The sequence below is a fragment of the Kribbella yunnanensis genome, assembly GCF_039529655.1.
GTDB classification, from domain to species: Bacteria; Actinomycetota; Actinomycetes; order Propionibacteriales; family Kribbellaceae; genus Kribbella; species Kribbella yunnanensis.
Genome location: NZ_BAAANF010000023.1, coordinates 129045 through 155438 on the forward strand (window position 1 = coordinate 129045; position 26394 = coordinate 155438).

General features: G+C 67.3%; 22 protein-coding genes. 18 read left to right on the plus strand and 4 right to left on the minus strand.

Features of this window, described 5'->3' with window-relative positions:
• The first annotated feature begins 10 nt into the window (after positions 1-10).
• The 14 genes from ABD231_RS35015 (at position 11) to ABD231_RS35080 (ending at position 16489) form a co-directional block, all read left to right on the plus strand.
• Entirely contained in the window at positions 11-1060 is a 1050-nt protein-coding gene (locus tag ABD231_RS35015; RefSeq protein ID WP_344162100.1) for a LacI family DNA-binding transcriptional regulator, read from the plus strand.
• Positions 1057-1950, plus strand: a complete 894-nt coding sequence (locus ABD231_RS35020; protein WP_344162103.1) for a carbohydrate ABC transporter permease — start codon at positions 1057-1059, stop codon at positions 1948-1950. The genes ABD231_RS35015 and ABD231_RS35020 overlap by 4 nt, the downstream gene beginning before the upstream one ends.
• Entirely contained in the window at positions 1947-2780 is an 834-nt protein-coding gene (locus tag ABD231_RS35025; protein WP_344162106.1) for a carbohydrate ABC transporter permease, read from the plus strand. The genes ABD231_RS35020 and ABD231_RS35025 overlap by 4 nt, the downstream gene beginning before the upstream one ends.
• A gap of 22 nt (positions 2781-2802) precedes the next feature.
• On the plus strand, positions 2803-4080 hold the full coding sequence (locus ABD231_RS35030) for an ABC transporter substrate-binding protein (protein WP_344162109.1): 1278 nt from the start codon (positions 2803-2805) through the stop codon (positions 4078-4080).
• Positions 4080-5207 (plus strand): ADP-ribosylglycohydrolase family protein, encoded by a 1128-nt coding sequence (locus ABD231_RS35035; protein ID WP_344162112.1) that lies wholly within the window; start codon positions 4080-4082, stop codon positions 5205-5207. Before ABD231_RS35030 ends, ABD231_RS35035 begins: the two co-directional genes overlap by 1 nt.
• Complete coding sequence (locus ABD231_RS35040; protein ID WP_344162115.1) at positions 5207-6496, plus strand: ADP-ribosylglycohydrolase family protein; 1290 nt, start codon at positions 5207-5209, stop codon at positions 6494-6496. The genes ABD231_RS35035 and ABD231_RS35040 overlap by 1 nt, the downstream gene beginning before the upstream one ends.
• Positions 6486-7385 (plus strand): ribokinase, encoded by a 900-nt coding sequence (locus tag ABD231_RS35045; protein WP_344162118.1) that lies wholly within the window; start codon positions 6486-6488, stop codon positions 7383-7385. The genes ABD231_RS35040 and ABD231_RS35045 overlap by 11 nt, the downstream gene beginning before the upstream one ends.
• Positions 7382-9370 (plus strand): SUMF1/EgtB/PvdO family nonheme iron enzyme, encoded by a 1989-nt coding sequence (locus tag ABD231_RS35050; protein ID WP_344162121.1) that lies wholly within the window; start codon positions 7382-7384, stop codon positions 9368-9370. Before ABD231_RS35045 ends, ABD231_RS35050 begins: the two co-directional genes overlap by 4 nt.
• Positions 9367-10554, plus strand: coding sequence for a CaiB/BaiF CoA transferase family protein (locus ABD231_RS35055; protein ID WP_344162125.1), 1188 nt, complete (start codon positions 9367-9369; stop codon positions 10552-10554). Before ABD231_RS35050 ends, ABD231_RS35055 begins: the two co-directional genes overlap by 4 nt.
• 17 nt (positions 10555-10571) lie before the next feature.
• Complete coding sequence (locus tag ABD231_RS35060; RefSeq protein ID WP_344162129.1) at positions 10572-11393, plus strand: HpcH/HpaI aldolase/citrate lyase family protein; 822 nt, start codon at positions 10572-10574, stop codon at positions 11391-11393.
• A gap of 785 nt (positions 11394-12178) precedes the next feature.
• The gene (locus ABD231_RS35065) at positions 12179-13774 is read left to right on the plus strand and encodes a phytoene desaturase family protein (RefSeq protein ID WP_344162132.1); all 1596 of its coding nucleotides are present in this window, start codon (positions 12179-12181) and stop codon (positions 13772-13774) included.
• A complete protein-coding gene (locus ABD231_RS35070) occupies positions 13771-14172 on the plus strand; it encodes a TIGR03668 family PPOX class F420-dependent oxidoreductase (RefSeq protein ID WP_344162134.1) in 402 nt (133 codons plus the stop codon). Before ABD231_RS35065 ends, ABD231_RS35070 begins: the two co-directional genes overlap by 4 nt.
• A 53-nt stretch (positions 14173-14225) precedes the next feature.
• Positions 14226-15260 carry a DUF4037 domain-containing protein gene (locus ABD231_RS35075; protein WP_344162137.1) on the plus strand — a complete coding sequence of 345 codons (1035 nt, stop codon included), beginning with the start codon at positions 14226-14228 and terminating at the stop codon, positions 15258-15260.
• 2 nt (positions 15261-15262) lie between these two features.
• Positions 15263-16489: an RNA polymerase sigma factor gene (locus tag ABD231_RS35080; protein ID WP_344162681.1), complete on the plus strand. Its 1227-nt coding sequence runs from the start codon at positions 15263-15265 to the stop codon at positions 16487-16489.
• Here ABD231_RS35080 and ABD231_RS35085 read toward each other — a convergent pair.
• Together ABD231_RS35085 and ABD231_RS35090 are read right to left on the minus strand one after the other, a co-directional pair.
• Positions 16457-17725: a peroxidase family protein gene (locus ABD231_RS35085; RefSeq protein WP_344162140.1), complete on the minus strand. Its 1269-nt coding sequence runs from the start codon at positions 17723-17725 to the stop codon at positions 16457-16459. The two genes, ABD231_RS35080 and ABD231_RS35085, sit on opposite strands and share 33 nt — an antisense overlap.
• A complete protein-coding gene (locus tag ABD231_RS35090) occupies positions 17726-18658 on the minus strand; it encodes a bacteriocin fulvocin C-related protein (RefSeq protein WP_344162143.1) in 933 nt (310 codons plus the stop codon).
• 171 nt (positions 18659-18829) lie between these two features.
• Between ABD231_RS35090 and ABD231_RS35095 the strand changes: the two genes are divergently transcribed.
• Both ABD231_RS35095 and ABD231_RS35100 read left to right on the plus strand, forming a co-directional pair.
• Positions 18830-20146: an acyl-CoA dehydrogenase family protein gene (locus ABD231_RS35095; RefSeq protein WP_344162146.1), complete on the plus strand. Its 1317-nt coding sequence runs from the start codon at positions 18830-18832 to the stop codon at positions 20144-20146.
• Positions 20146-21357, plus strand: coding sequence for an acyl-CoA dehydrogenase family protein (locus ABD231_RS35100; protein ID WP_344162149.1), 1212 nt, complete (start codon positions 20146-20148; stop codon positions 21355-21357). Before ABD231_RS35095 ends, ABD231_RS35100 begins: the two co-directional genes overlap by 1 nt.
• Before the next feature lie 39 nt (positions 21358-21396).
• Here ABD231_RS35100 and ABD231_RS35105 read toward each other — a convergent pair whose 3' ends face one another.
• Positions 21397-22194: a tyrosine-type recombinase/integrase gene (locus tag ABD231_RS35105; protein WP_344162152.1), complete on the minus strand. Its 798-nt coding sequence runs from the start codon at positions 22192-22194 to the stop codon at positions 21397-21399.
• Positions 22195-23405: 1211 nt separating this feature from the next.
• Between ABD231_RS35105 and ABD231_RS35110 the strand changes: the two genes are divergently transcribed.
• Together ABD231_RS35110 and ABD231_RS35115 are read left to right on the plus strand one after the other, a co-directional pair.
• The gene (locus tag ABD231_RS35110; protein WP_344162155.1) at positions 23406-24383 is read left to right on the plus strand and encodes a hypothetical protein; all 978 of its coding nucleotides are present in this window, start codon (positions 23406-23408) and stop codon (positions 24381-24383) included.
• Positions 24384-24956: 573 nt separating this feature from the next.
• Positions 24957-25787 carry an SAM-dependent methyltransferase gene (locus ABD231_RS35115; RefSeq protein WP_344162158.1) on the plus strand — a complete coding sequence of 277 codons (831 nt, stop codon included), beginning with the start codon at positions 24957-24959 and terminating at the stop codon, positions 25785-25787.
• A gap of 46 nt (positions 25788-25833) precedes the next feature.
• On the opposite strand, the gene ABD231_RS35120 is transcribed toward ABD231_RS35115, so the two are convergent.
• Positions 25834-26250 (minus strand): hypothetical protein, encoded by a 417-nt coding sequence (locus ABD231_RS35120; RefSeq protein ID WP_344162161.1) that lies wholly within the window; start codon positions 26248-26250, stop codon positions 25834-25836.
• Positions 26251-26394: the final 144 nt, after the last annotated feature.

A 26394-nucleotide genomic window follows, 5' to 3' on the forward strand; every position in this document is an offset into this window, starting at 1 on the left:
GGAGTCCCTGGTGAGCCGTCCTACGATTGCCGCGGTCGCTCGGGCGGCCGGGGTTTCGGTGGCGTCGGTGTCCCGGGTGCTGAACGGCTTGCCGGCGACCGAGGAGATGGCCGAGCGAGTACGGCGGGCTGTCGACGAGCTCGGGTATGTCCCGGACGCGCGGGCCCGGTCGCTCAAGGTGGGGCGGACGTTCCAGCTGACCCTGGCGGTGGCGGACGTCGGTAACCCCGTCTACGTCACGATGATGCGAGCCGTCGAGGAGGTCGTCTCGGCGGCGGGCTATCGGTTGGTCGTGACGACGACCGGGCCGGAGATCGTCGACGAGGTCGCGTTGGTGCGCGGGATGGCGCGTGGGTACGCCGACGGTCTGGTGATCAGCCCGCTGCGGGTCGACGACGACCTGATCAAGTCGATCCAGGAGTGCGACGTACCGGTGGTCGTCGCCGGTAACGTCCCGGCGAAGGCCGGGGTCGACACCGTGCGCGCCAACTCGCCGAAGGGCATGGCGCTGGCGGTCGAACACCTGGTGTCGCGGGGTCGGCGCCGAATCGCCTTCCTGAACGGCCCGGCCGACACGGTTCCCGGCGAGGCGCGCGCGAAAGGTTTCGCAGACGCGCTGCGAGCACACAAGCTGCAGGCAGTTGCGCAGGTGGAGGCGGAGGACTTCACCTTCGCAGCAGGACGCGAGGGTGGGCGGGCGCTGCTGGAGTTGGGGCGCGGGACTGTCGCTCACGAGGTGGCGGCCAGGGCCGACCGCGGTGCGGCGGCTGCTCGGCCGGCGTTTGACGCGGTGATTGCGGCCAACGACCTGCTGGCCGTGGGGCTGATGCACGAGCTGGCTGCCGCCGGGCTCGACGTACCGGGGGATGTTGCTTTGGTGGGGATGGATGACAGCGAGTTGGCTGAGCAGTGCTTCCCGCCGTTGACGAGTGTGAATCTGGGGTCGGCTGAGCGTGGTCGGCGGGCGGCTGAGTTACTGCTGGCTCGGATCGAGGACGGAGAGCGCTCCCCGAAGCGGATCATCGTGCACCCTTCGCTGAGCGTTCGGCGGTCGACGTGAGCACAACCACGGTCACGAGACCGAAGCAGAACAGGGAGGCGATCTTCCTCTTCCTGCCCGCGCTGCTGCCGGTTCTGCTGCTGAGCGTCTACCCGCTGATCCGGGGAATCGCTCTCGGGTTCACCAACGCCCGCGCCGGGCTCCGCGTCGACACCGACTTCATCGGCTTCGGCAACTTCGGGAAACTGCTGCACAACGACCTGTTCTGGGAGTCGTTCCGGATCGGCGTGATCTGGACTCTCTCGGTGACGATCCTGCAGTTCGTCGCCGCACTCGGGCTCGCGTTGCTCCTGAACACCAACCTGAGGTTCCGCGGCGTCGCCCGGACGCTCGCGCTGATCCCCTGGGCGATGCCGCCGGTCGTGGTCGCGATCATGTGGCGGCTGTTGCTGCACCCGACCAACGGCCCCGTGAACAAGATCCTCCAGGACCTGCACCTCACCGATCACCCGATCAACTTCCTCGGCGACTTCAGTACGGCGCTCCCGGCGGTGATCGTGGTCGGAATCTGGGTCGGGATGCCGATGACGACCGTGACTCTGCTGGCCGGGCTACAAGGGATAGACCGCTCTCTCTACGAGGCGGCCGCGGTCGACGGTGCCAGCACCTGGCACCAGTTCCGGCACATCACGCTGCCGCAGCTCAAGACCGTCATCGTCGCGATCACCAGCCTGGACCTGATCTGGAACTTCAACTCGTTCGGCCTCGTCTACGTGCTCACCGCCGGCGGGCCGGGCGGCAAGACCATGCTGCCGATGCTGTTCGCCTACAACGAGGCGTTCCGCTACGGGAACTTCGGTATGGCCGCGGCGATGGGTGACGTGATGGTCGTGGTGATCATCGTGTTCCTCGCCTTCTACCTGCGCAACCGCCTCCGGAGCCAAGCATGAGGACGCGACCGTTCGCCCGAGTCCTCCAGTACGTCGCCGTACTCGCGTACCTGGTGTTTCTCGCGTTCCCCCTGCTGTGGTTGATCTCCAGCTCGCTGAAGTCGCCGCGCGAGTTCGCGGCGATCACCCCGACCCTGCTCCCGAAGAACATCGACTTCTCGAACTACACCAACGCTCTTGAGGAGCAAGGCCTGGTCCGATCGCTCGGCAACAGCCTGCAGATCTCGATCCTGACCACCATCCTGGTGCTGATCGTCGCGCTCCCGGTGTCCTATGCGCTGGCCCGGTTCCGCAGCCGGCTCCGGCCGATCACCAACGGCTGGATCCTGGTCAGCCAGGTGTTCCCGGTGATCCTGATCGTGATCCCGCTCTTCATGATCCTGCGACCGCTGCATCTCACGAACACGATCCCCGGTGTGGTGCTGGTCTACCTGGTCTGGTCCCTGCCGTTCGCGCTGTGGATGCTCCAGGGGTACGTCGCCGCTGTCCCGCGCGAGCTGGAAGAAGCGGCCTCGGTGGACGGCGCGAGCCGGATCCGGACCATCATCGCGATCGTGATGCCGCTGCTGCGGCCAGGTCTGATCGCGACCGCCATGTTCACGTTCATCTCGGCGTGGAACGAGTTCTTCTTCGCTCTGGTCCTGTTGCAGGACCCGGAGCTCAAAACCCTGCCGCTGGTCCTCGCCCGCTTCGTCGGCGCCGAGGGACAGGTGCAGTTCGGCCCGCTTGCCGCCGCGTCGGTGCTGGCGACGGTGCCCAGCCTGGTCTTCTTCGCCTTCCTGCAGCGCCGGTTGACCTCCGGCCTGATGAGCGGTGCGGTCAAGGGCTGACGATTCCCCTGAGGAGAAACAGATGAGGAAAGTAGTAACCACGTTGCTCGCGGCAACCGCTCTGGTGGCGCTTGCGGCTTGTGGCGGCAACAGCGACAGCGGCGATGGCGGTGACTCGAACGAGAAGGTGACGCTGAAGTTCCAGAGTCTCGCCTTCCAGAAGACCACGGTCGCCGCGACCAAGAAGATCGTCGCGGACTGGAACGCCGCCAACCCGAACATCCAGGTCGAGTACGTCCAGGGCAGCTGGGACTCGGTGCACGATCAGCTCGTGACCCAGTTCCAGGGCGGGACCGCGCCGGACATCATCCACGACGAGTCCGCCGACATCACCGGGTTCATCAATCAGGGCTACCTCGCGGACCTCTCGCCGTACCTGAGTCAGGCGACCAAGGACGCCGTGCCGCAAGGGGTTTGGGACACCGTCTCCAGCGACGGCAAGGTGTACGCCGCTCCGACGCTCCTGCAGTCGTACGTCGTTTTCGCGAACACCGCGGCGCTCAAGCAGGCCGGGATCACGGCGACCGGGGACTCGCTCAGCTGGGACGACCTGGCGGCCAACGCGAAGAAGCTCACCGCCAGTGGGAAGTACGGCCTTGGGTGGGGTTTGAAGAGCCCGACGGCGACCGTGCTCAACCTCGGGATGAACTTCGACGGTAAGTTCTTCGACGGTACCGGGCGCGACGCCAAGGCATCGATCGGGGACGCCGAGCTGGAGGTGCCGAAGCGGATCCACGCGATGGCTTATACCGACAAATCGATCGACCCGACCTCGCTGACGCAGAGCGGATCGGATGTGCTGCCGGGGTTCTACGCCGGCAAATACGCGATGGTTGTCGGTGGCAACTACGCCGCGCAGCAGATCGTTGCCGAAGCCCCCAAGGGCTTCCAGTGGGAGGTACTCCCGCCGCTGAAGGGCACGTCCGCCAAGCAGGCCGCCAATCCGCAGACGCTGTCAGTTCCGGCGGAGAGCAAGAACGTCAAGCAGGCGGCGCAGTTCATCGACTACTTCATGAAGGCGGAGAACCTGGCCGCTGTCGGGCAGGGCGACTGGCTGATCCCGACCACGCAGGCGGCGCGGGACGCGATCCTGAAGACGACCGGCGGCAAGGACGGTTGGCAGCAGACGCTCGCGAGCGGAGCCGAGCTGACCAAGGCGCCGTTCCAGAGCGTGGAGAACTACCCGAAGTGGAAGGATCAGATCGCGACTCCGGCGCTGCAGGAATACCTGGCGGACAAGACCGATTTGAGTGCCCTGGGCAAGAAACTGAATGACGGATGGGGTCAGGTCAACAGCTGATGCTCGAAGATAAGTCGACAGGTGCCCTTGTCGGTTCCGCCGTCGGTGACGCGATCGGCGGTGCCGTCGAGGGCTGGACTCCGGCGGCGATCCGGGAGCGGCACGGCGGCTGGGTGACCGGGATCGTCGGTCCCTGGTACGACGACTGGCGCACCGCGCGCCCGATTGCGCCGTACCACAAGGGCGATGGGCACATCACCGACGACACCTTGATGACGCACGCACTGGTCGAGGTGTACGACGAACGCCGTACCCACCTGGATGCGTACGCGATCGCCGAGTCGCTGGTGCCGAAGATGATCACCGGTCGCCGCTGGGTACCGGAGCTGGAGGCGGACGCGTTGCTGCTGCAGCGCGTCTTCCTCGCCGAGAAGTGGCTCGTCGCCCGGCTGCATTACGGACATGTCGACCCACGCGAGGCCGGTGTCGGCAACATCGTCAACTGTGGTGCCGCGATGTACATGGCGCCGGTCGGGATCGCCAACGCCGGCGATCCCGAGGGTGCGTATGCCGAGGCGATCGACATCGCGGGTGCACATCAGTCGAGCTACGGTCGGGAAGCGGCGGGCGTGTTCGCGGCCGCCGTCGCGGCCGCGATGGTGCCCGGGGCAACAACTGCCACCGTGATCGAAGCAACGCTGGCACTGGCCAAGGACGGTACCCGGAAAGCCATCCAGGCCGTGGCCGAAGCGGCAAGTGGTGTGACCGATTGGGAAGCGGCGATTCCCTTGCTACGCAAGGCGATCGAGCCCTTCGACAGTGTCGGTCCGGACTATCGCGACCAGTCCCTGGATGCCCGTCGGCCGAGCCGGACGATGGCGATCGAGGAACTTCCGGTCGCGCTCGGGTTCGTGATGGTTGCCGAGGGCGACGTACGGCGGGCTGTCCTCGGCGGCACGAACTACGGCAGGGACGCCGACTCGATCGCGTCGATGGCCGGCGCGATCACGGGTGCCCTCGGCGGACTGAGCGGCGTACCGGAGGAGTGGGCGAGCGAGATCGCCGAGGCGAGCCGAACCGACCTCGTGCGACCGGGCGTCCTGATGGCGTCGGTGGCTCGCGAGCTGCATGAAGCCGATACGCGTCGGTGGGCGCGACGGGCCGAAGTACTGGAGAATCTGACCTGATGAGATTGACCTGGGTGCAGCCGGAGGACCTGCTGCCGCATCAGCTGGTTCAGTCGAGGTCGGAGGGCATCGAGATCGCAGATGTCGAGGCCCGCTGGCGCAAAGCTGGTGGGGCGACCGAGGCGCCGGTCTCGGGCGCATCCGACAAGCCGGCCGGTTCGGAACTACGCGCCTTGGCGCGAGACCTCCTGGCCGAGCTGGACGCGCGGACTCCGGAGTGGATCGAGCCCACGATCCCGGAGCTGCCGCAGCTCGGCGGGTCGACGGATCGCGTCGCGAACGCCTGGCTCGGCCGAGCCGCCGGGAATCTCCTCGGCAAACCGGTCGAGAAGATCCCGCGCGAGGGGATCCGCGAGATCCTCCAGTCGTCCGGCCAGTGGCCGCTGACCCGGTACGTGACGGCCGTCGGCGTACCGGACGACGTACTCCGGCGCTGGCCCTGGAACCGGACCTCCGCGCCGACCAGCCTCCGCGAGGTCATCGACGGGATGCCGGAGGACGACGACCTCAACTTCGCCCTGCTCGCGCTGCGGATGCTCGAGCAGTACGGCGATGCGCTGACCACCGAAGATGTCGCTCAAACCTGGTTACGCGATCTCCCGGCCGCCCGCGTCTTCACCGCCGAGCGCGTTGCCTACCGCAATCTTCTGAACGGTGTCGAGCCGGCCCGGGCCGCCGTGGTCGGCAACCCGTTCCGCGAGTGGATCGGCGCGCAGATCCGGACCGACGTCTACGGCTGGACGCACCCAGGCGACCGTACGGCGGCCGCCCGGCTCGCGCTGGTCGACGCCCGGCTGAGCCATACCGGGGCGGGTGTGGACGGCGCGTTGTGGGTGGCCGCGATGTCGGCCGCGGCGATGGTGCTCGACTCGCCGATCGAGGCGGCGCTGGCCGGTCTCGAGGTGATCCCGGTCGACGGTGCGATCTCGCGCGCGGTCCGCTTCGGCCTGGCCCTGGGGGATCACCCGCTGGACGACGCACTCGATGCCCTGCACGAGGAATACGGCGGTCTGCACTGGGTACATGCTGTGAACAATTCGGCACTGACCGGATATGCGCTCACGGCGCCCGACTTCACGACCGCGATTGGCCGCTCGGTCATGGCAGGGTGGGACACGGACTCCGTGGGTGCGACGGTCGGTGCCGTAGTTGGTGCCATCCGGGGAGTTCCGGCAGAGTGGTCTGTACCACTGAAGAACCGGTTGGCCACCAGCCTGCCGGGGATGGACCGAATCGCATTCGACGAGTTGGCGGACAGGACTGTGGAGGTGGCCCGGGGTGGAGCCTGACGTTGTCGTCGTGGGCAGTGCGAACGTGGACCTGGTACTCCCGGTGCAGCGCATCCCGCGCCCCGGTGAGACCGTGCTCGCGGGCGTGCTGACCCGAGGCCCCGGCGGCAAAGGTGCCAACCAGGCCGCTGCCAGCGCGCGAGCCGGCGCGCAGACGACCATGGTCGTGTCGCTCGGCGCCGACGACGGTGGCGCGCTGCTGCGCGACACGCTGACCCGCGCCGGAGTCGACCTGTCGCTGGCGACGACCTCAGACGCCCCGACCGGTACGGCGATCATCACGGTCGAGGAGAGTGGTGAGAACTCGATCGTGGTCGCCCCGGGTGCCAACGGCGAGCTCGCACTGACGCCGGAGGCCGCCCATGCCATCGGCGGCGCCAAGATTGTGCTCGCCCAGCTGGAGATCCCGATGGAGACCGTCCAGGAGGCTGCGGCGACCAGCTCGTACTTCATCCTGAACGCCGCCCCGGCGGCCGAGCTGCCGGGTGCGCTACTCGCCGATATCGACCTGCTCGTGGTGAACGAGAGTGAGGCCGAGGTGATCGCTGGTCCGGACCGGAGCGCGTTGCTGAAGCTCGTTCCCGCTGCGGTGGTCACGCTTGGCGGGGATGGCGCGGTGATCCTGACCCGCGGCAACGACGAGATCACGGTCCCCGGCGTACCGGTCGACGTGGTCGACACCACCGCCGCGGGGGACACCTTCTGCGGGGTGCTCGCGGCAACTTTGTCTGCCGGGTCAGCGATCGAGCCGATCACCCCCCGCGACCTGACGAACGCGGTCCGACGCGCTAACGTTGCTGCTTCACTGAGTGTTCAAACCGCGGGAGCTATTGCCTCGGTGCCTCACGGGGATGCGATCGACGCGCGTTATGCGGAGGTGTATCTGTGAGTCCGCACGAACCGAGGCCCATCGACCTGCCCGCCCGGGTGGATCTGGGGCTCCGGGCCGACCTGTCCTTCCTCGACGATGCGAAGATCATTGGTGCGCCCGACGACCCGGCCGATCTGCCGCGCTGGCGCGCCAAGCTGGCCGAGTGGCTGATCGGGGCGTACGACCGGACGCCGTACGACGGTTCGCAGTACGAAACTCCGGGCCGGGAGTGGACCCAGACGGCGTACTCGGTGGCGCTCGTCTGGCTCTGGGACGACCTGCTGTACGACGTGTCGACCGGGCGGTTCACCCCGGAGAAATTCATCCGGCACGGAGTGGAACAGTTCGGCGGACACGACGCGATCGTGTTGTGGCACGCGTACCCGGTGATCGGGATCGACTCGCGGAACCAGTTCGACTTCTATCGCGACGTTCCGGGCCTTCGGCAACTGATCGACGACCTGCACCGGCTCGGGCTGAAGGTGTTCTTCGACTACAACCCGTGGGATGTCGGGACCCGGCGAGCCGCGCGCTCGGACGCCGACGAGTTCGCTTCGCTCGTGACGGACTATGCCGTCGACGGGGTCTTCCTGGATACGTTGAAGGAAGGCGACCCGGTGTTGACGCGGGCGTTGCGGGCAGCCAATCCGGCGATCGCGCTCGAGGGCGAGTCGCGGTTGCCGATGGCAAGGGTCAGCGACCACGCGTTGTCCTGGGCGCAGTGGTTCGCCGACACACCGGCGCCTGGTGTGCTGCGGGCGCATCTGTTCGAGCGCCGGCACATGATGCACCACACGCGCCGCTGGAACCGCGATCACAGCGCCGAGTTGCAGTCCGCGTGGATCAACGGCGTCGGCATCCTGGTCTGGGAATCGGTGTTCTCCAGCTGGGTCGGCTGGAACGCCCGCGACCGCGCGACCCTGCGCCGGATGGTCGCCGCCCAGCGCGCGTTCGCGCCGGTACTGATCGACGGCGACTGGATCCAGCTGACCCCGGAGATCCCGGACAAGGCCCGGGTGCACGGCATCTACGGTTCGCGATTCGACCTGCAGGACATCACGTTCTGGACGCTGATCAACCGGCACGAGGACGACTTCGAGGGCATCGTGCTGCGGTCGGAGGATCAGGTTGGTGACTGGTACGACGTGACGTCCGGCGTGCCGATCACGGCGAACGACGACGGCGTGCACCTCGTCGTACCGGGTCGTGGCGTGACCGGCATCGTCCGAGTCGGCGCGACCGCGGGAGCAAGTTGCCGGACGACCGCGCGCATGCTCGGCACTCGGCCGCGACCGCACGTCTCCGACTCCGCCTTCCCGCTTCGGCCGGCGGAACGGTTGCCCGTTTCCGCGGTTCCCGGTACGGCGTCGATCGGGCCGGTGGTCGACGTACCGGCTGGGCCGCAGGTGCTGACCGTGCGGCACCGGCGGCGCGAGACCGGTCTGTACGACCAGGCGCCGTACGTGGAGGAGTGGAAGCCGCTGCCGCCTCGCCTGCATGACATCCGCACGGTGACGCGCGAGGTCTCCTTGCCTGGGATCTCGGTGGCGGTGTCCGAGGTGACGAACGCGCAGTACTTCGAGTTCGTGACTGCAACTGCCTATCGACCAATGATCGCGAACCGGTTCCTTGCGCATTGGGTTGATGGTGCGCCGGTGGCCGGGACTCTCGATCAGCCGGTGACGTACGTCGATCTGCCGGATGCGCGGGCCTATGCGGCGTGGCGGGGCGGGCGGTTGCCGACCGAGGACGAGTGGCAGGTCGCGGCCGGGCTGGACGGTTTCGTTCGCGCCTCGCCGTTGGTGTGGAACCTGACCGAGAGCGAACACCGCGACGGCCGCAGCCGGTTCTGCATCCTGAAGGGCGGCTCGCACTATGTTGCCCAGGGCTCCGATTGGTACGCCGATGGTGGACCGCAGGAACCGGAAGTGAGCTTCAAGCTGGTCTTGACCGGTGGCGGACTCGACCGGTCGGAGACCATCGGTTTCAGGTGTGCGGGATGAGGCCTGCTCCTCTCGACGGGGTGAAGGTGCTGGAGGCGGCGACGCTGTTCGCGGGCCCGCTGGCGGCGACGTTCCTGGGTGACTTCGGGGCGGACGTCACCAAGATCGAGCACCCGTTGCGACCGGATGCGGCGCGGACCCATGGTGCGTCGAAAGACGGTGTCGGGTTGTGGTTCAAGACGCTCGGCCGGAACAAGCGGCTCGCGACCCTTGACCTGTCGTCGGGCGCTGAGGTCTTCCTCGAGTTGGTGCGGCGGAACGACGTACTGGTGGAGAACTTCCGGCCGGGGACGTTGGAGCGCTGGGGGCTCGGGCCTGATGTGTTGCTGGCGGCGAATCCGCGGTTGGTGATCGCGCGGGTGACGGCGTTTGGTCAGGTCGGGCCTTGGTCTGGTCGGCCTGGGTTCGGATCGTTGGCCGAGGCAATGAGTGGGTTCGCCGCGGTGACCGGTGAGCCGGACGGGCCGCCGACGTTGCCGCCGTTCGGGCTCGCGGACGGGATCACCGCGCTGGCGACCGCGTACGCCGTACTGGTGGCTTTGCGGGAGCGGGATCGGTCGGGTGCGGGTCAGGTGATCGACATGGCGATCATTGAGCCGATTTTGATGATGCTCGGTGGCGGGATCACGGCGTACCAGCAGACGGGGTACGTGCAGCCGCGGCTGGGGAATCGGTCGTCGAACAACGCGCCGCGGAATGTCTACCGGACCCTGGATGGTCGGTGGGTGGCTGTGTCGACGAGCTCGCAGAGCATTGCCGAGCGGGTGCTTACTTTGGTGGGGCGTCCGGATCTGGTCGCCGAGCCGTGGTTCGCGACCGGGCGTGAGCGTGCTGAGCATGCGGACGAGCTGGATGAGGCTGTCGGGTCGTGGATTGCTGCGCGACCGCTTTCTGCGGTGATGGATGCCTTTGAGAAGGCCGAGGCCGCGGTCGGTCCGGTGCATGACATCCGGGGGATCATGGCGGATCCGCAGTACGCCGCTCTGGAGACGATCGTTGCCGTTGACGACGATGAGCTGGGCGGGCCGGTACAGATGCAGAACGTACTGTTCCGGCTGTCGGAATCACCGGGGGCGATTCGCTGGGCGGGGCGGCGGCATGGGGCGAACACCGATGAAGTGCTGGCCGAGATCGGGGTCTCGCCGGAACAGCTTGCTGCGCTGAGGGCAGCCGGCGTGGTCTAGGTTTCTTGGGGGATGTTGTGCTGACAGGGTTGTACGTGCCGGCCAATCGGCCGGATCGATTCGCGAAGGCCGTTGCCGCTGGCCCCGATCTGGTCGTGTTCGACCTGGAGGACGCCGTACCGGTCGACGCGAAGGCCTCGGCGCGGGAGTGGGCGGTCGCGTGGGTCGCGGCGCATCAGGCGAGCTCAGAGCTGAGGGTGAACGCGCCGGGTACCCCATGGCTTGCGGACGACCTGGCCGCGGTGGCCGCCGTACCGGAGATCCGTTTGCGCGTGCCCAAGGTGGAGAGCGCCGCAGACGTCCTGCGCGTCCTCGAACAGGTGCCGTCGGCAAGAATCACCGCCCTGATCGAGTCACCCCTAGGCTTGGAGCGTGCCTTCGAGATCGCCACGGCTGATCCCCGGGTGGTCGCGGTCGCCCTAGGCGAGGCCGACCTACGCAGCTCTCTCGGTGTAGACGGTCCGGAGGGCCTGGCCTGGGCCCGCGGACGCCTCGTGTCAGCATCCCGAGCCGCCGGCCTCGGCGCCCCCATGATGTCGGTCCACCCCCGCGTCGACGACCTCGACGGCCTCCGCCGCACAAGCCTCGAAGGCCGAGCCCTCGGCTTCGTCGGCCGAATGGCCATCCACCCGCGGCAACTCGCGACAATCGTCGAGTCCTTCACCCCAACCGCCGTACAGCTCACCGAAGCCCTCGAACTGCTAACCGCAGTCGAAAAAGCAGGAGTCACCACAGGCGGCGTAACAGTCCTCCCAGACGGCCGAATGGCCGACCCCGCCATGATCGGCCGAGCCCAAGAACTCAAAACCCTCGCCACCGAAATCAAGCGCCGCGGTTAACCCCACCCGCGACCGCGGTTGAGGGGCGAGTGCGGTCGACCCCGCCCGCGGGTGTGGTTGAGCGGCAGGAGTGGCGTTGCCCGCCCACAGCCACGGCTGGGTTGGCGCCCGGGGAGCGATGCCGGATGCGCAATCTGCGCAACGACAGGACGTATAGGTGTACCAGGCGATACCGGCACGCTCAGCGCGAGCGCCGGCCGCTGCAGTTCGGCGCACACGTCCTGTCGGTCGGGTGGTGACTGCCGTCGCCTGACACGTGACCGCCAGGTTGGGGTCAATAGTCGCCCTGCCTCGCTCAATTTGCTCCCCAACCCGGGTGACGGCAGGACTTCGACCCGGCGCGCCGCCCGACCCAAACCGGATCGGCAAGAGCTGCACGACCGACAGGAGGTGTCTGCCGAATCGCGGCTAGCGGAGCTGACGGCCGGCGTGAGTCGGCGTGTACGTAGGCACCTACGTCCTGTCGGTCGGGTGGTCCCGGGCTGTGGCTGGGTAGGTCGGCTGCCGTCGCCTGGTAGGCAGCCATCGACGACGTGCAGGGGTGGGTGGGGCGATCACATGCGTCTGGTTCGGCCAAGTCCTCGGGTGGGTGACGCCAGACCACGCCTCGATCACGTGCACGGGTGGGCGAACCGCCTGCGCCGTCGACCTCGCTGGCGGGTGGGGTAATCGCACTCGACTGGTCGACCGCGTTCACGGGTGGGCGACACCACATGTACGGCTCGATCACGTGCAGGGGTGGGGGATCACCTGTATCCGGTGGGGAGCGAGTTAAGGTCGTAGGCATGTTGCCGCGCAGTGTTGATGCTGTGGTGATCGGTTCGGGGCCTAATGGGCTGGTGAGCGCGATCGGGCTGGCTGATGCCGGTTGGGATGTGCTGGTGCTGGAGGCTGCGGACACCTTTGGGGGTGCTGTTCGGTCTACGGCCAGTGACGGGTGGGTGAGCGACCGGTTCAGTTCGAACTATCCGCTGGGTGTTGCGTCGCCGGTGATTCGGGCGCTGGAGCTTGAGCGGTTCGGGTTGAAGTGGGGGCATGCGCCGTTGCCGTTGGCGCATCTGCTGGATGCGGATGAGGGGACGGCGGTGGCGATCCACCCTGATCCTGAGGACACGGCGAAGTCGGTTGGCGCTGAGCATCCGGGTGATGGCGAAGCGTGGTTGCGGCTGTACCAGCAGTACGTCGCCATTCGCGAGCCGCTGCTGAGGTCGTTGCTCACGACCTGGCCGCCGGTGTCGCCGGCGATCAAGTTGGTTCGCAAGCTCGGGTCGGCCGGTGAGTTGTTGCGCTTCGCGCGGTTCATGGCGATGCCGATGCATCGGATGGGCAAGGAGTTGTTCGCCGGTCCGCGCGGTGCTGCATTGCTGGCCGGGAATGCGCTGCACGCCGACGCGCCCTTGTCGGGCAGTGTCAGCGGGACGATGGGCTGGTTGCTGGCGATGCTCGCGCAGGACGTCGGGTATCCGGTGGCGGTCGGCGGATCGAGTGCGTTCTCCGGTGCGCTGGTGGCTCGGGCTGAGCGGGCGGGTGTGTTGTTCGCCGCGTCGATGCCGGTGACGTCCGTCGAGGTGAGCGGTGGGCGGGCGACCGCCGTACTGACTGCTTCGGGGGAGCGGGTTGCGGTCGAGCGGGCGGTGATCGCGGACACGTCGGCACCTGCGCTGTACGACGTATTGTTGTCGGGGGCAAGTATTCCGGCCGGGTTGCGGCGGGATCTGGATGAGCGGTTCGAGTGGGACTACCCGACCGTGAAGCTGAACTTCCGGCTCAGCGGGCCGGTCCCGTGGAAGGCCGCCGAGGCACACTCGGCCGGGGTCGTCCATCTCGGTGGGACGGCGGACGAGCTGGTGCATCTGGCGGCCGACCTGGATACCGGGCGGGTGCCGACACAGCCGTTCCTGCTCGTTGGGCAGACCACGAAGTCGGATCCGTCGCGATCGCCCGCGGGTACCGAGGCGGTCTGGGCGTATGCGCATCTGCCACGCGGGATCGCCGACGATGAGGCTGCCGGGAAGCTGGCCGGGCGGATGGAACGCGCGATCGAGCGGTTCGCGCCGGGCTTCGGTGAACTGATCATCGATCGGGAGTTGCAGCGGCCGAGTGCTCTCGAGGAGGGGAACGCGGCGCTGGGGTTCGGTGCGCTCGGCGGCGGCACGATGCAGCTTCAACAGCAGCTGATCTTCCGGCCGACCATCGGACTCGGCAGCCCGCGCACCTTCGTCACCGGTCTGTACCTCGGCAGCTCGGCGATCCACCCAGGTGGCGGAGTCCACGGTGCCTGCGGTCACCTCGCGGCCCGTACGGCGTTGCGCGACGCGTCCCTGCTCGGCCCGGTCACCCGGTCGATCCCGGCTGCCGCGCTGCGTCGCCTGCAGAAGTGAAACTGCCCGAGTCGACCTGCCGTACTCGGTTCGCCGCCGCGCGGGTGGCTCGGCTCGCGACGGTCGGGGCGGACGGCGTACCGCACCTGGTTCCTGTCACGTTCGCGGTCGCCGGTGACGAGGTCTTCATCGCGATCGACCAGAAGCCAAAGACCACGCTGAATCTGCGGCGGCTGCGGAACATCGCCGCCAACCCCGCGGTCACGCTGCTGGTCGACGAGTACGACGATGACGACTGGACCCGACTGTGGTGGGTCCGTGCCGACGGAACCGCCCACGTGCAGGACGAGGCGGTCGAGTTGCTGGTCGCGAAGTATCCGCAGTACGCCGACGATCCGCCGCGGGGACCGGTGATCGTCGTACGGGTCGATCGCTGGAGCGGCTGGGCGTTCGCCTGAGCAGGCGGAAATTGCCTATACATCCGGCGATCGGACCTTGAATGATGAGTCGGGTGACTGGATTCAGATCGGCTCGGGAGCTCAGCGCGGCGTTCTATGAGGACGTGATTCGGCCGGTGGTCGACGTACCGCATGCTGCCGGGTTGCTCGGGTGGGGATCGGATGTCCTCGGGTACGACACTGAGCGGTCGATGGACCACGGGTGGGGACCGCGGCTGCACGTGTTCGTGGACGAACCGGCCCCGGTGCGCGACGCGATCGAGAAGGCGCTGCCCGACGAGTACGACGGGCATCCGGTGCGGTTCGGGTGGGATACGCAGGAGCCGATCCACCACATCACGGTGACGACGATCAGCTCCTGGCTCACCGATCTCCTCGGATTCGATGCGTCGGCTGGAGTTGGTACCTCGGACTGGCTGATCACGCCGCAGCAGATGTTGCTGGGCGTCATCGCCGGACCGGTGTACGCCGACGACGGGCGGCTCGACGCGGTTCGGGCGCAGCTGCAGTGGTACCCCGACGAGATCTGGCGCTGGTCGATGGCGTGTCAGTGGTCGCGAATCGGGCAGGAGGAGACGTTCGTCCAGCGCACCAGCGAGGTTGGTGATGAACTGGGCTCACGCGTGCTCGCGGCCCGGCTGACCCGGGACTTGATGCGGCTGGCGCTACTCCAGTCGCGGGTGTACGCGCCGTACTCGAAATGGTTGGGTACGGCGTTCGCCCAGCTAAGCCATGCGGATGGGCTGGATCGCGTGCTGGCTGATGTACTTGCCGCTGACAACTATCCGGCCCGGGAGCGGGCGCTGACGACCGCGTATCGCTTGCTGGGTGAGCGGCACAACGCGCTGGCGATCACACCACCGATCGATCCGGCGCGGCGGCCGTTCCATGAGCGGCCGGCGCTGGTACTCGACGCCGGCCGGTTCGCGGCCGCCTGCCTGGCGACGGTGACTGACACGGCGTTGCTGGAGTTGCCGTCGATCGGGACGGTGGATCAGTTCGCTGACAACACCGATCTGCTGAGCAACCCATCGGCGTACCGGCGGCTGATCGGGGCTTACGACCGGGTGGCAGAATCGGCTGAGTGAGCATGGAGGAGTTGCTGCGTGAGCTGACGCCACAGGTGCTTGGGTTCCTGACTCGGCGTTACGGGCAGTTCGATCTGTGTGAGGACGCTGTCCAGGAGGCGTTGCTGGCTGCGGCGACGCAGTGGCCGACCGACGGCGTACCGGCGAATCCGCGCGGCTGGCTGATCACGGTCGCTACGCGGCGACTGACTGATCAATTCCGCAGTGAGAGCGCACGGCGGCGGCGCGAGGACTCGGTCGCCGCGATGGCTGGGACGGAAGAGCTCGTCTCGCCCGGTGCAGACTCCGTCGAGGCTCCGGATGAGGACGACACGCTCACGTTGCTCCTCCTGTGTTGCCACCCGGCCGTCACGCCGGCGTCACAGGTCGCGCTCACGCTGCGCGCGGTCGGCGGCCTCTCCACCGCCGAGATCGCCCACGCGTTTATGGTGCCTGAGGCAACGATGGCGCCGCGGATCAGCCGCGCGAAGAAGAGCATCAAGGAGGCCGGGAGTTCCTTCGAAATGCCACCGGCGGACGAACTCGCAGACCGGGTGCGCGTCGTACGGCAGGTGCTCTACCTGATCTTCAACGAGGGCTACACGGCGAGCTCCGGTGAGTCGCTGCAACGCGTCGAGCTGACCGCCGAGGCGATCCGCCTGACCCGGATGCTGCGAACGGCGTTGCCCGACGACGGCGAGGTCGCGGGTCTGCTCGCGCTGATGCTGCTCACCGACTCCCGCCGTACGGCGCGAAGCACGGCCGACGGTTCGCTGATCCCTATTGACGAACAAGATCGCGCTCTCTGGGATCGCGCTCAGATCGACGAGGGCACCACGCTCATCCTGTCCACGATGGCGCGTGGGGGAGTCGGCCCGTACCAGGTGCAGGCCGCGATCGCCGCCGTGCATGCCGAGGCGCCGAGCGCCGAAGAGACCGACTGGCCGCAGATCCACGCTCTCTATCTGATCCTCGAGCAGCTGACGCCGAACCCGATGATCACGCTCAACCGAGCGATCGCCTTGTCCCAGGTCGAAGGACCGCAAGCCGGTCTGGATCTGCTGTCCACCCTGGACGGCAACAAGAGCCTCACCGAATCGCACCGCCTGGACGCCGTCCGCGCCCACCTGCACGAGCGCGCCGGCAACCTCACCGAGGCCCGAGACCTCTACCTCGCCGCTGCCCGCCGTACCACCAGCCTCCCCGAGCAGCGCTACCTAACCGCCAAGGCTGACGCCTGCACGATCTAGTACGCCGGCAAGATCGAACAGGTCGGTCAGTGTGAACGACCCCGACTCGTGGCTGGGCAGGGCGGGACGCCAGTCGTCCGGCATGGTGAGCTGTGCGAGCAGGGCTTCGCCGAGCAGACGGCTGCCCAGCGGCCCGAGCGTGGCACCGGCGGTCACGACCTCGGCTTCGGCGAGCAGGTAGTACCACAGGGGAGTGGAGCGATCGAGGCCGTAAGGCTGGAGCTCTGCGAGGTCAGCGGGCGCGAGGACCGGTACGCCGATTGTCTCGGCGATCGCCTGGCCGGACGGTACCTGCCAGGTGAGGTGGCGCAACAGATCCCGCTGTGGCAGCGAGACGGGCGCATCGCCGCTCGGCAACGCCTCTCGCGGAAGCTGGAACAGCGGGGTGCAGATGGAGCGATCCAGCCTCTGCCCTCGTGCGGCCTGCAGTTGTCGCCAATCGACGAAGCGTTGCGGATCGCTGCGGCCGCCGCGCAGGTCTGACCCGTCAGGGTGGAAGAGATAGCAGGCCAGGTCGTCATTCACTCGATAGGCCGGCCGCAGCTGGGCGTGGCCGATGCGGAGCGCGATCTGGAGTTCGATCGGCAACGCATCGGCCGGTCGCCGCGACACCCGGGCCCAGCTGCCGGGCTGGGTCAGCGCCGGCAGGTACTCGTGCCGGACGATCCACTGGTAATGCCAGACGACCTCGCGGCGGTACTCGCCGAAACTCCTGACACCGGCGGACCGGAGTCGATCGACGACGTGGTTGTGAAAGCGCAGCACCGCGGCATGCAGTCCAGCGAGGATCACGGTGTCGTCGTTCCGCAGGTCCACGGTCATCGTCGTGCCGTCCGGGGCGCGCGGCACGTCTTCGTACCGACCGCCGTGCCCAACCAGCAGTTTGTCGGGGTCGGCTGGGTCGAAGTGCAGTCCGGGCGGGCCGTCGGAGTAGACCGAGTCGAGATCCAATCCCGGCGTGCGCTGGTTGGTGACCACTCGCGGATCGGCGGGGCGGCCGAGCCGTGAGCGCGGATCGAGGGACAGATCGTGGCTGATGAACTGTCCGAAGAAAGCGCTCTCTGCGTTCTGAACGCCCGTTCCCGGCTGGTCGGCGAGGACCTCCGCGCTCAGGGTGAGGTCGTCGCGGGCGTCCAGCGGGCCGTTCGGACGGCCGAGCTCGAGCAGCGCCGCGACGACTTCGGGCGTGTTCTCTGCGAACGGCGGCAGAGCAAACGCTCTCTTGTACGGCGTCATTCAGCCGCAGTGCCCGTCGCAGTGGTACGACCAGGCGTCCCCGCAACCGAACCTCGTCCGCGTGCAGTTGTTCGCCCGGAACCAGCACGTACCGTCGCACCAGTCGTCCCAGGTTGAGCACGAGCAGTCGCCGGCGGGAGCCATCCCGGCGTTGTCGGACGGACCGAGGGTGCGGAACAGCTTGCCGGCCTCGCGCTTCTCGTACGCCGAGTTGACCAGCTCGCCGAAGCGGTCCCGGCCGGCGAAGTCCTCGGCGGGGTACTCGAAACCACGCCGTACGAACGCCTCGAACTCGTCCAGAGCTGTCGCTTGGTCGCGCGAGACGACTCGGGCGGCCGCGCGGTGGCGGCGGATCTGCTCCAGCCAGAGGTCTTGGCGGACGGACACCGGCAGCTCGCCGTACACGGCCTTCCGATAGGCCATCGGCAAGCTCGTGAACTTGTCGTAGCTGCGCGGAAGTTTGTCCTTGTTCGCCGCGATCCAGGCGGGAATGTCGGCGGCGCGGCCGGTCGCGAACGCGGGGGCACGGCCGGTGAGCACGATGCCGGCAGCCATTCCGGCACCGGCCCCGAGCCGCAGGAACTGCTTGCGGTTCAACCCCGCGGCAGGCCGCGACGACTGCTGCAGTTGACCGAGACCGCGGAGTACGGCGAGCGTCGCCCGGACGCCGAGCGCGCGAACCAGTGGCCTGACCAGGGCAGGTCCGGTCCAGGCGGTGGCGGACTCCCGGCCGGCTGCCGTCCGCACTCGGAGCAGCGTCGGCCGCCACGGCGCATCCGCGCCCAGCGTCTCGTTCCGCCAGCGGGTCACGTCGTCGTTCTGCAGCGGCAGTACGTCGAGCCGGCCGGCCGAGGCTTCTTGGGTGGCAGTGGCGATGGCTCGGCAGTTTCCGCAGGACGCGTCGAAGGCGAGGATCCAGCGTTCGTCGGGCATCGAGAGCTCCATCCGATCTCATTGTGGAGTAGACCAGATCACCGTGGCGGACCGGCCGGGGAGGCGGCAAGGCGTTCGACGAACGCCGAACCCCGGCTTCGGGGAGTCCCGAAGTGGACTGTGGTCTGGGTCACGTGACTCCGGTTGTAACTTCGGTTTACAGTGGCGGGTATGAGCCTTCTGGAGCGGACGCGTGGTCGGGAGCGGCGGCGGGATGTCATCGGGGTCGGGGTCGCCTGGCTGAACCGGCTGGCGAAGTCGCGCACGATCGACCGGTTCGGGTGGCGCAAGCAGACCGAGCGCGTGGTGTTCGAGGCGACGAAGAGCGGTTTCAGAACGGCGGGAGCGCTCTCCCGGAGTTTCTCGGCCGCCTCGAAGCTCGCGAAACCGTCGCGGTTGCCGGCGGCGCGGGGGACCGGGAAGTTCGACCTGACGCCGACCGAGGACCAGCAGACGGTCGTCGAGGTGGTGCGCGAGTTCGCGGCCGAGGTGCTGCGCCCGGCCGCCGCGGTCGCGGACAGCGACTGCGCGACCGAACCCAAGGTGCTGTCCGCCTCGGCGGATCTCGGGCTGAGCCTGATCGAGGTCCCGGAGGAGCTCGGCGGCATCGTCACCGAGCGATCCGCGATGACCGGCGTACTCGTCGCGGAAGCGCTCTCTCACGGGGACATGGGGCAGGCCGTCGCGTGCCTGGCACCGGCCGCCGTGAGTACGGCGATCTCCTTGTGGGGAGACGAGACCCAGCAGGCGACCTACCTCCCGGCCTTCACTGGCGAGTCGGCCCCGGCTGCCGCGCTCGCGATCCTGGAGCCGCGACCGCTGTTCGACCCGTTCGACCTCCGCACCCGAGTGACCGGCGGCAAGCTGACCGGCGTGAAGTCGCTCGTGCCGCGCGGAGCCGAGGCCGAGCTCTTCGTCATCGCCGCCCAGCTCGACGACCGCGGCCCGGCGCTTTTCCTGGTCGAATCCGGTCACCCCGGTGTCACGATCGAGGCCGAGCCGTCGATGGGTCTGCGGGCCGCCTCACTCAGTCGGGTGATCTTCGACGACGTACCGGCGGTTCAGCTCGGTACCTTCGACGACTACGTCGAGTGCGTCCGGCTCTCGCGACTCGGCTGGTGCGCGCTCTCCCTCGGTACGGCGAAGGCCGTGCTCGACTACGTCACGCCGTACGTGAATGAGCGCATCGCCTTCGGTGAACCGATCAGTCATCGCCAGTCCGTTGCCTTCATGGTCGCGAATATCGCGATCGAGCTCGAAGGGATGCGCCTGGTGACCTACCGAGCCGGATCCCGTGCGGAGCAAGGACTCCCGTTCGCCCGCGAGGTCGCGCTCGCCCGCCGGCTGTGCACCGACAAGGGCATGCAGATCGGCACCGACGGCGTACAACTCCTGGGTGGGCACGGGTTCGTGAAGGAACATCCGGTCGAACGCTGGTACCGCGACCTGCGCGCCATCGGCATCATGGAAGGCACGGTGCTGGTCTGATGATCAACCTCGAGACGCCCCGCAAGTTCCGGGCCTTCGTCAACCAAGCTCACCAGGTCGCCGCCGAGATGCTCCGGCCGAACTCGCGCCGCTACGACCTCGCCGAGCACGAGTACCCGGTCGAACTCGACATGCTCGCCGCGATGGTCGACGGGTTGGGGGCCTCGGGCACCGGTTCCGGCGCCGGCGCGGCGGGCGTCCGCCGTACCGAAGGCACTGAAGACACCGGCGTCAAGAACGGTTCGAACCTCTCCTCGGTCCTCTCCATCATGGAGATGTCGTGGGGCGACGTCGGGCTGCTGCTCTCGATGCCGCGCCAGGGCCTCGGCAACTCCGCGATCGCCTCGGTCGCCTCCGACGAACAACTCCGCCGCTTCGAAGGCGTCTGGGCGGCCATGGCCATCACCGAACCCGAGTGCGGTTCGGACTCCGCCAGCATCCGCACCACCGCCCGCCGCGACGGCGACGACTACATCATCGACGGCGAGAAGATCTTCGTCACCGCCGGCGGCCGCTGCGACGCCGTCGTCGTCTGGGCCACGCTGGACAAGTCGGCCGGCCGCGCCGCCATCAAGTCCTTCGTCGTCCCCAAGGACACCCCCGGCGTCACAGTCGAGCGCCTCGAACACAAACTCGGCATCCGCGCCTCCGACACCGCCACCATCCGCTTCGACAATTGCCGCGTCCCCGCCGCCAACCTCCTCGGCTCACCCGACATCGACCCCGGCAAAGGCTTCGCCGGCGTCATGCAGACCTTCGACAACACCCGCCCTCTGGTCGCCGCCATGGCGGTAGGCGTGGCCCGAGCCTCCCTGGAACTCACCAAGGACCTCCTGGCCGAGGCCGGCGTCGACATCGACTACGACCGCCCCACCCACCGCCAACCAGCCGCCGCAGCCACCTACCTCCAACTGGAAGCCGACTGGGAAGCCGCCCACCTCCTGGCCCTCCAAGCCGCCTGGATGGCCGACAACGCCCGCCCCAACTCCCTCGAAGCCTCCATAGCCAAAGCCAAAGCCGGCCGCACCGCCAACGACATCACCCTCCGCTGCGTAGAACTCACCGGCACCCTCGGGTACTCAGAAAACCACCTGCTCGAAAAGTGGTCCCGAGACAGCAAAATCCTCGACATCTTTGAGGGTACGCAACAGATCCAGCAACTGATCGTTGCGCGAAGGCTTCTGGGGAAGACGTCAGCGGAGCTGAAATAGCCTTGTAGGTAAGGGGAATCGGGGCTGCCTGTGCGGGCATCAGGCCAGCCCCGGGCCCAAGTCGGGATCGTCGTATCCAGGGCTGTTTTCGGCCCTGCTCCGTCGCTGCTCCGTCAGCCGCAAACCAAGTCGCTCGAGCCGGCGATTCACGGCCTGACTCTCCCGGTCGTGGGACGAAGGGAGCATATGCGTGTACATCCGCAGAGTGAACCCCGGATCGTAGTGACCGAGGTACTCGGAGAGCTCTTTGATGTTGACTCCATCCGCGAGAGTGATGCTGGCGAAGTAGTGGCGCAGCGCGTGCATGCCGGCCGTGTAGTCGGACACGTAGCGCTTACGGCCTCGTTGATCCTTCACCGGAGGTGGAATGACACCTGCGGCAGCGATGGCAGGCTTCCAGATGACAAGGTTGTAGAGATCGGCGCGCATCGCTCGGTCGTCTCCCCACGTGAAGAGGAGCTCATACGGCCGTAGTTCACCGTCGACTCGCTCCCACGGCAGCCTGATGTTCTGCGTGCCGAAGGTGGCGATGTGTTCCTTGGCGAGCTCGGCCAGACGTGATGGCATCGGCACGATCCGCTCTTTGTCGTTCTTCGGCAGCCCATAGATCCACGTCTGTCCCAGTCGCTTGATCTGGTGCCGGACCCTGATCACGCCTTCGTCGAAGTCGAGATCCTCGAGCGCCAGCCCGAACAGCTCTCCCTGCCGCAGTCCCGCCGCCGACCCAATGGTGGGTATCAGCCTGTACTCCTCCGGATGCGCCTCAATGACCTGCTCAACCGTCTCGTCCGCCCAGGCAACCACCTGCGAGAACCGCCGAGGCGGCTTCTTCACCACCTTCGTCTGCCCCGGATTCCGCTTGATCAGCTCATCGGCAACGGCCAACTCAAGACACCCGTTCAGCACCAGGAACGCACCCCGAGCGGTCGAGGGCCCGTCCCATCAACTCAGTCAGCCACACCGCAATCTCCGACGGCAGAATGCTCTTGACCATCCGCTTGCCGAACGTCGGCCCCACATGAAGGCGCCACTTAGACTCGTACTGGATCTCGCTGGCAGGGTCGATTGTTCGTGACCTGATCCACCGCTCCCAGATCTCCTCGAGCCGCACCTTCCCCGCATTCGGATCGAGGTAGTCCCCCGATCCCGATCGGTCTCCTTCCCGGTCGCAAACCGCAGCGCCTCAGCTTTCGTCGCAAATGCCCTCGACTTCTCGTCGCCCTGCGGATCGATCCAAACCCCCAACCACCGCTTCTCCCGCCCCACCGCTTCTCATTCCGCTCCCGCGTCACCGTCCCGTCCGCCTGCTTAACCGCCCGAGTCCACTGATCTCTCGCATACGCCACCGACTACCTCCAGGTCATCGAGCCGACAACGCTCAACGCCTGAGAGAAGGAACTTTGAAGCACGAACGCCGGAGACCTAGCGGGAGACATAGCTACGCGCTGCGTGGCGACGTAATCGGGATACCGGAGCAGCGCGATCTGCCTGGATTGCGCCGCGGAACCGACGACGGTCCCAGTCAGGTCAGGTCACTCGTCAATGCCGCGGCACCGCGAAGACTAGGCAAGGGCTGTCGACTGAACCCTGAACGGCTGATTTGTACCCGAGGCTGACCGTTGCCGTCATCTGAGTGAAGTCCCTTACTGGCAAGGGGTTCGATGCTTTCTTGGCGTGCATAGGTTTGCCATCGCTGGTCATCCGCTCGCGCTGATTGAGGTGTGTAAAGAGGGTGTGTCTCGCCGAGCGTCTACAGGGTCGGCGTCAGCAGATCTGCCGACACCAAGGGCGGCCCACACCATCGAGAAAGTTGCTCGGCCGCCATACTGCGCGTCCCCGGGCAACGATGACTGTTACGCCGGCCGATGACGTGGCCGCGGTGAAGCCGCGCACGCGGGGGCACCAAGCCCATCGCTTGGTCTGCTCGGTCGGTAAGTGGCCACGACGATTGGGCTAGGTTGGACGCTGTCAAGACAACGGGCGGCAGTAACACGGTGGCAGCCGAACCATTCCACCGCTGAACCTGTGGCCCGGCGAAGGAGGGTTGGATGCGGCCGAGTGAAGTCGTGGTTCCGAAGCGATTCGATGGACTGACGCGCGATGTGCGGGGATATCCGGTGATCGCGACGGTGCCACAAGACGCGGAGGGCATCAATTTCGGTCGGATCGGGGAGGATCGCAAACTCGCGATCGCGACCTACGACTTGTGCGGGGTGTGCGCCCGGCCGTTCCGCGATGAGCTGCGCTGGCTGGTAACCGGGAACCGGGACTGGGAGTCATTCGGGGCGTCTGCGATCGATTCGACCGAGGCTCCAGTGCACGAGGTGTGCGCGCTCTACGCGGCGCAGGTCTGCCCCTTCGTCTCCTCACCGTTCGCGCGGCTCGGTGACGATCACCGTCGTGGGCAACGGCGTCCCGATGTGCTCGCGCTGATCGGCTTCGAGCGAGTGGTCGAGGTCAAAGCCGCTGCCAGCGAGCTTCAGCCTGGCAAACGGGTGCTCGAGTTTACTGTTGCCGGGGCGGCACGCGCCCACGTCCTGGAGAACGCGGAGGATGCCCGGACAGCGTACGCACGGTGTCTGACAGAGGAGCCGGAGCTCGTCCTGGACGAACACGAGCAGCGGGTCTTCGATCTGTTGGCCGCGAAGACCAAGGAAGGCGAGGACTCCGGAGGAGTGGTGGCCGGCGGCGCGTTGATGATCGGAGCGGCTTTCTGTCCGGGGGTCGAGCAGGTGGTCGGGCTCGGACGGTTCTTCAAGGGGGACAGTCCCTATCGAGCTATCGCTACGGGTTTGCTGCGTGAGCCCGACAAGTTGGCGGACTTCGGTGAGTCCGTAGACTCTGCCACTGCCGCTGCGAGTCGATGGTTCGCGAGTCGTTCAGAACTGCCGGTCGCGCTCGGGAAATGGATCGCCGACGAGCGGTCAAGACTGCAGGTCCTTCGCAGATCGCTGCGTGTGAAGGAGCGCGCAAAGGAGGCCAAGCGCCGCGCAGCCAAAGCAGCGAAGCGGAAGAAGCGCCGCTAACGTCTCCAGGGGGTAAGGCCCGGCCATGGTCGAGGGTGCGAGCGGTGCATCGTGGCCGAGTCTCTGGAGGGTCGAATCTATGATCGAGTGGTCTTGGACCTGCACGAGCAGGCTGTTTCGCGCGGTCACAGCAACGGCAGCCTTCATGAACGGCGGTGCCTCGTGCGGCCGGTAGTGTGCGACGTCCTCGAAGAACGGCGCAGCAATGGTCCGTCGGGTTTCTTCATCTACCGCAGCGAAGCCGGGCAGCTCTCCGGCGCACGTCGGCAACGATCGCCGTGGTCTCTTCCGCCCCTACGCCGCTTCGGCTGAGGAGGCTGGCTCACGGCGAGGGTCGGGCTGCGTTGCGTTGGTGCAGCGATCGAGTGCGGTCTGCCGGTTGGGCAGCGGAACAGGGCCTGGTGATGGTGCGTAGGTAGCCGGCGACCTCGTTTGGCGCCGGCCGGTAGGGATCGATAGCCGATGAACTCGAACGGCGGGGAAGTCCGGGTGGCGTGCACGACGTGTTCAACCTGGGTCTACTCTCAGTAGTGTTTCCTTATAGCTGCCCGACAGATGGTGAGAGGTTCGCGTATGCCTGACATCAGCAAGGCTCCCAGTTCGGTTCCGGTCGGGGTGGACACCACCAGGGCCAGTATCGCCCGGGTGTACGACGCCGCGCTGAACGGTAAGGACAACTTCGAGGTCGACCGCGAGGTGCTGCGGCAGGTGGCCACTGTCGCGCCGCAGGTCAACGACCTGGCCTGGTCGAACCGGAACTTCCTGATCCGGGCCTGCCGCTTCCTTGCGGGCCAGGCCGGAATCACGCAGTACCTGGACTGTGGTTCCGGTCTGCCGACCGCCGAGAACACCCACCAGGTCGTGCAGCGGCTGCGGCCGGACGCGAAGGTGCTCTACATCGACAACGACCCGGTGGTGCTCGCGCACGGCCGCGCGCTGCTCGAGGAGAACGAGAACACGCTGTTCGTCGCTGCCGACATCTTCGAGCCCGAAGAGGTGCTGGCACAGGTAAAGGCGGTCGACTTCCTCGACTTCACGCAGCCGATCGCGGTCATCCAGAACGGCACCCTGCACCACTACATCGGTGACGACGGCCCGCAGATCATGCAGAAGTATGTCGACGCGGTGGTCTCGGGCTCCTACACGGTGATCGCGCACTTCTTCGACCCGGAGACCCCGGAGCACTCCGAGATCGCCCGGAAGATGGAGGAGAAGTTCACCCACAGCCCGATGGGCAGTGGCGTCTTCCGGACCCGCAAGCAGCTGCTCGAGCTGTTCCCCGACCAGGAGCTGGTCACGCCGGGCCTGGTCCTGTGCGACGAGTGGTGGCCGGACGGCCCCCGGGTCATGCCGCTGAACCAGGTCGAGGAGTGCATTGTCGGCGGCGTCGGTCACAAGCTCTGAGCCCGGTCCGTCGAGGCGCCCGGATCCCCGAACGTGGTTCCGGGCGTCAATTTCGGGCGGCGCGACGCCGAGAGCGGGCGGCAACTGTTGCAGGCCGATGACGCCTGGCGATGCCAAGGGTGAACTCTTCGACTACGGAGGCGGGAACGAACGCCATGTAGCGGCAGGCTCTCGCGACCGCCTGGCCGATCAGCATCAGCCCGGCCGGCAGCCCGACGGTCAACATTCCACCGGCGCCGTATGCGTGGATGATCGGTACCAGGACGACAGCCATCGCACCGGTCGGTCCCGACACCTGCAGGTCGGCCCGTCGTACGCCGTAGCCACTATGCCAGCCACCACTGCCGTGGTGAGGCCCGCGGCGGCGCCGAGCCCGGACAAGATACCGAACCGCCGGCGCGAGCGGGAGCGCGACGATCGCAACAGTAAGGCCGGCCAGAAGGTCGCGGCGTGGCCCAGCCATTGCCCGAGCCGAGATACCATCGGTCACCGAGTGCTGGTCGGAGTACAAGTCATCGACATCTCGCTTCCGTCCACCCACCCCGCGCCGACCGCGCACCGCGGGCTCATCACCGTCGCTGGCCAAGGACCGAGCGACTCCAACAGC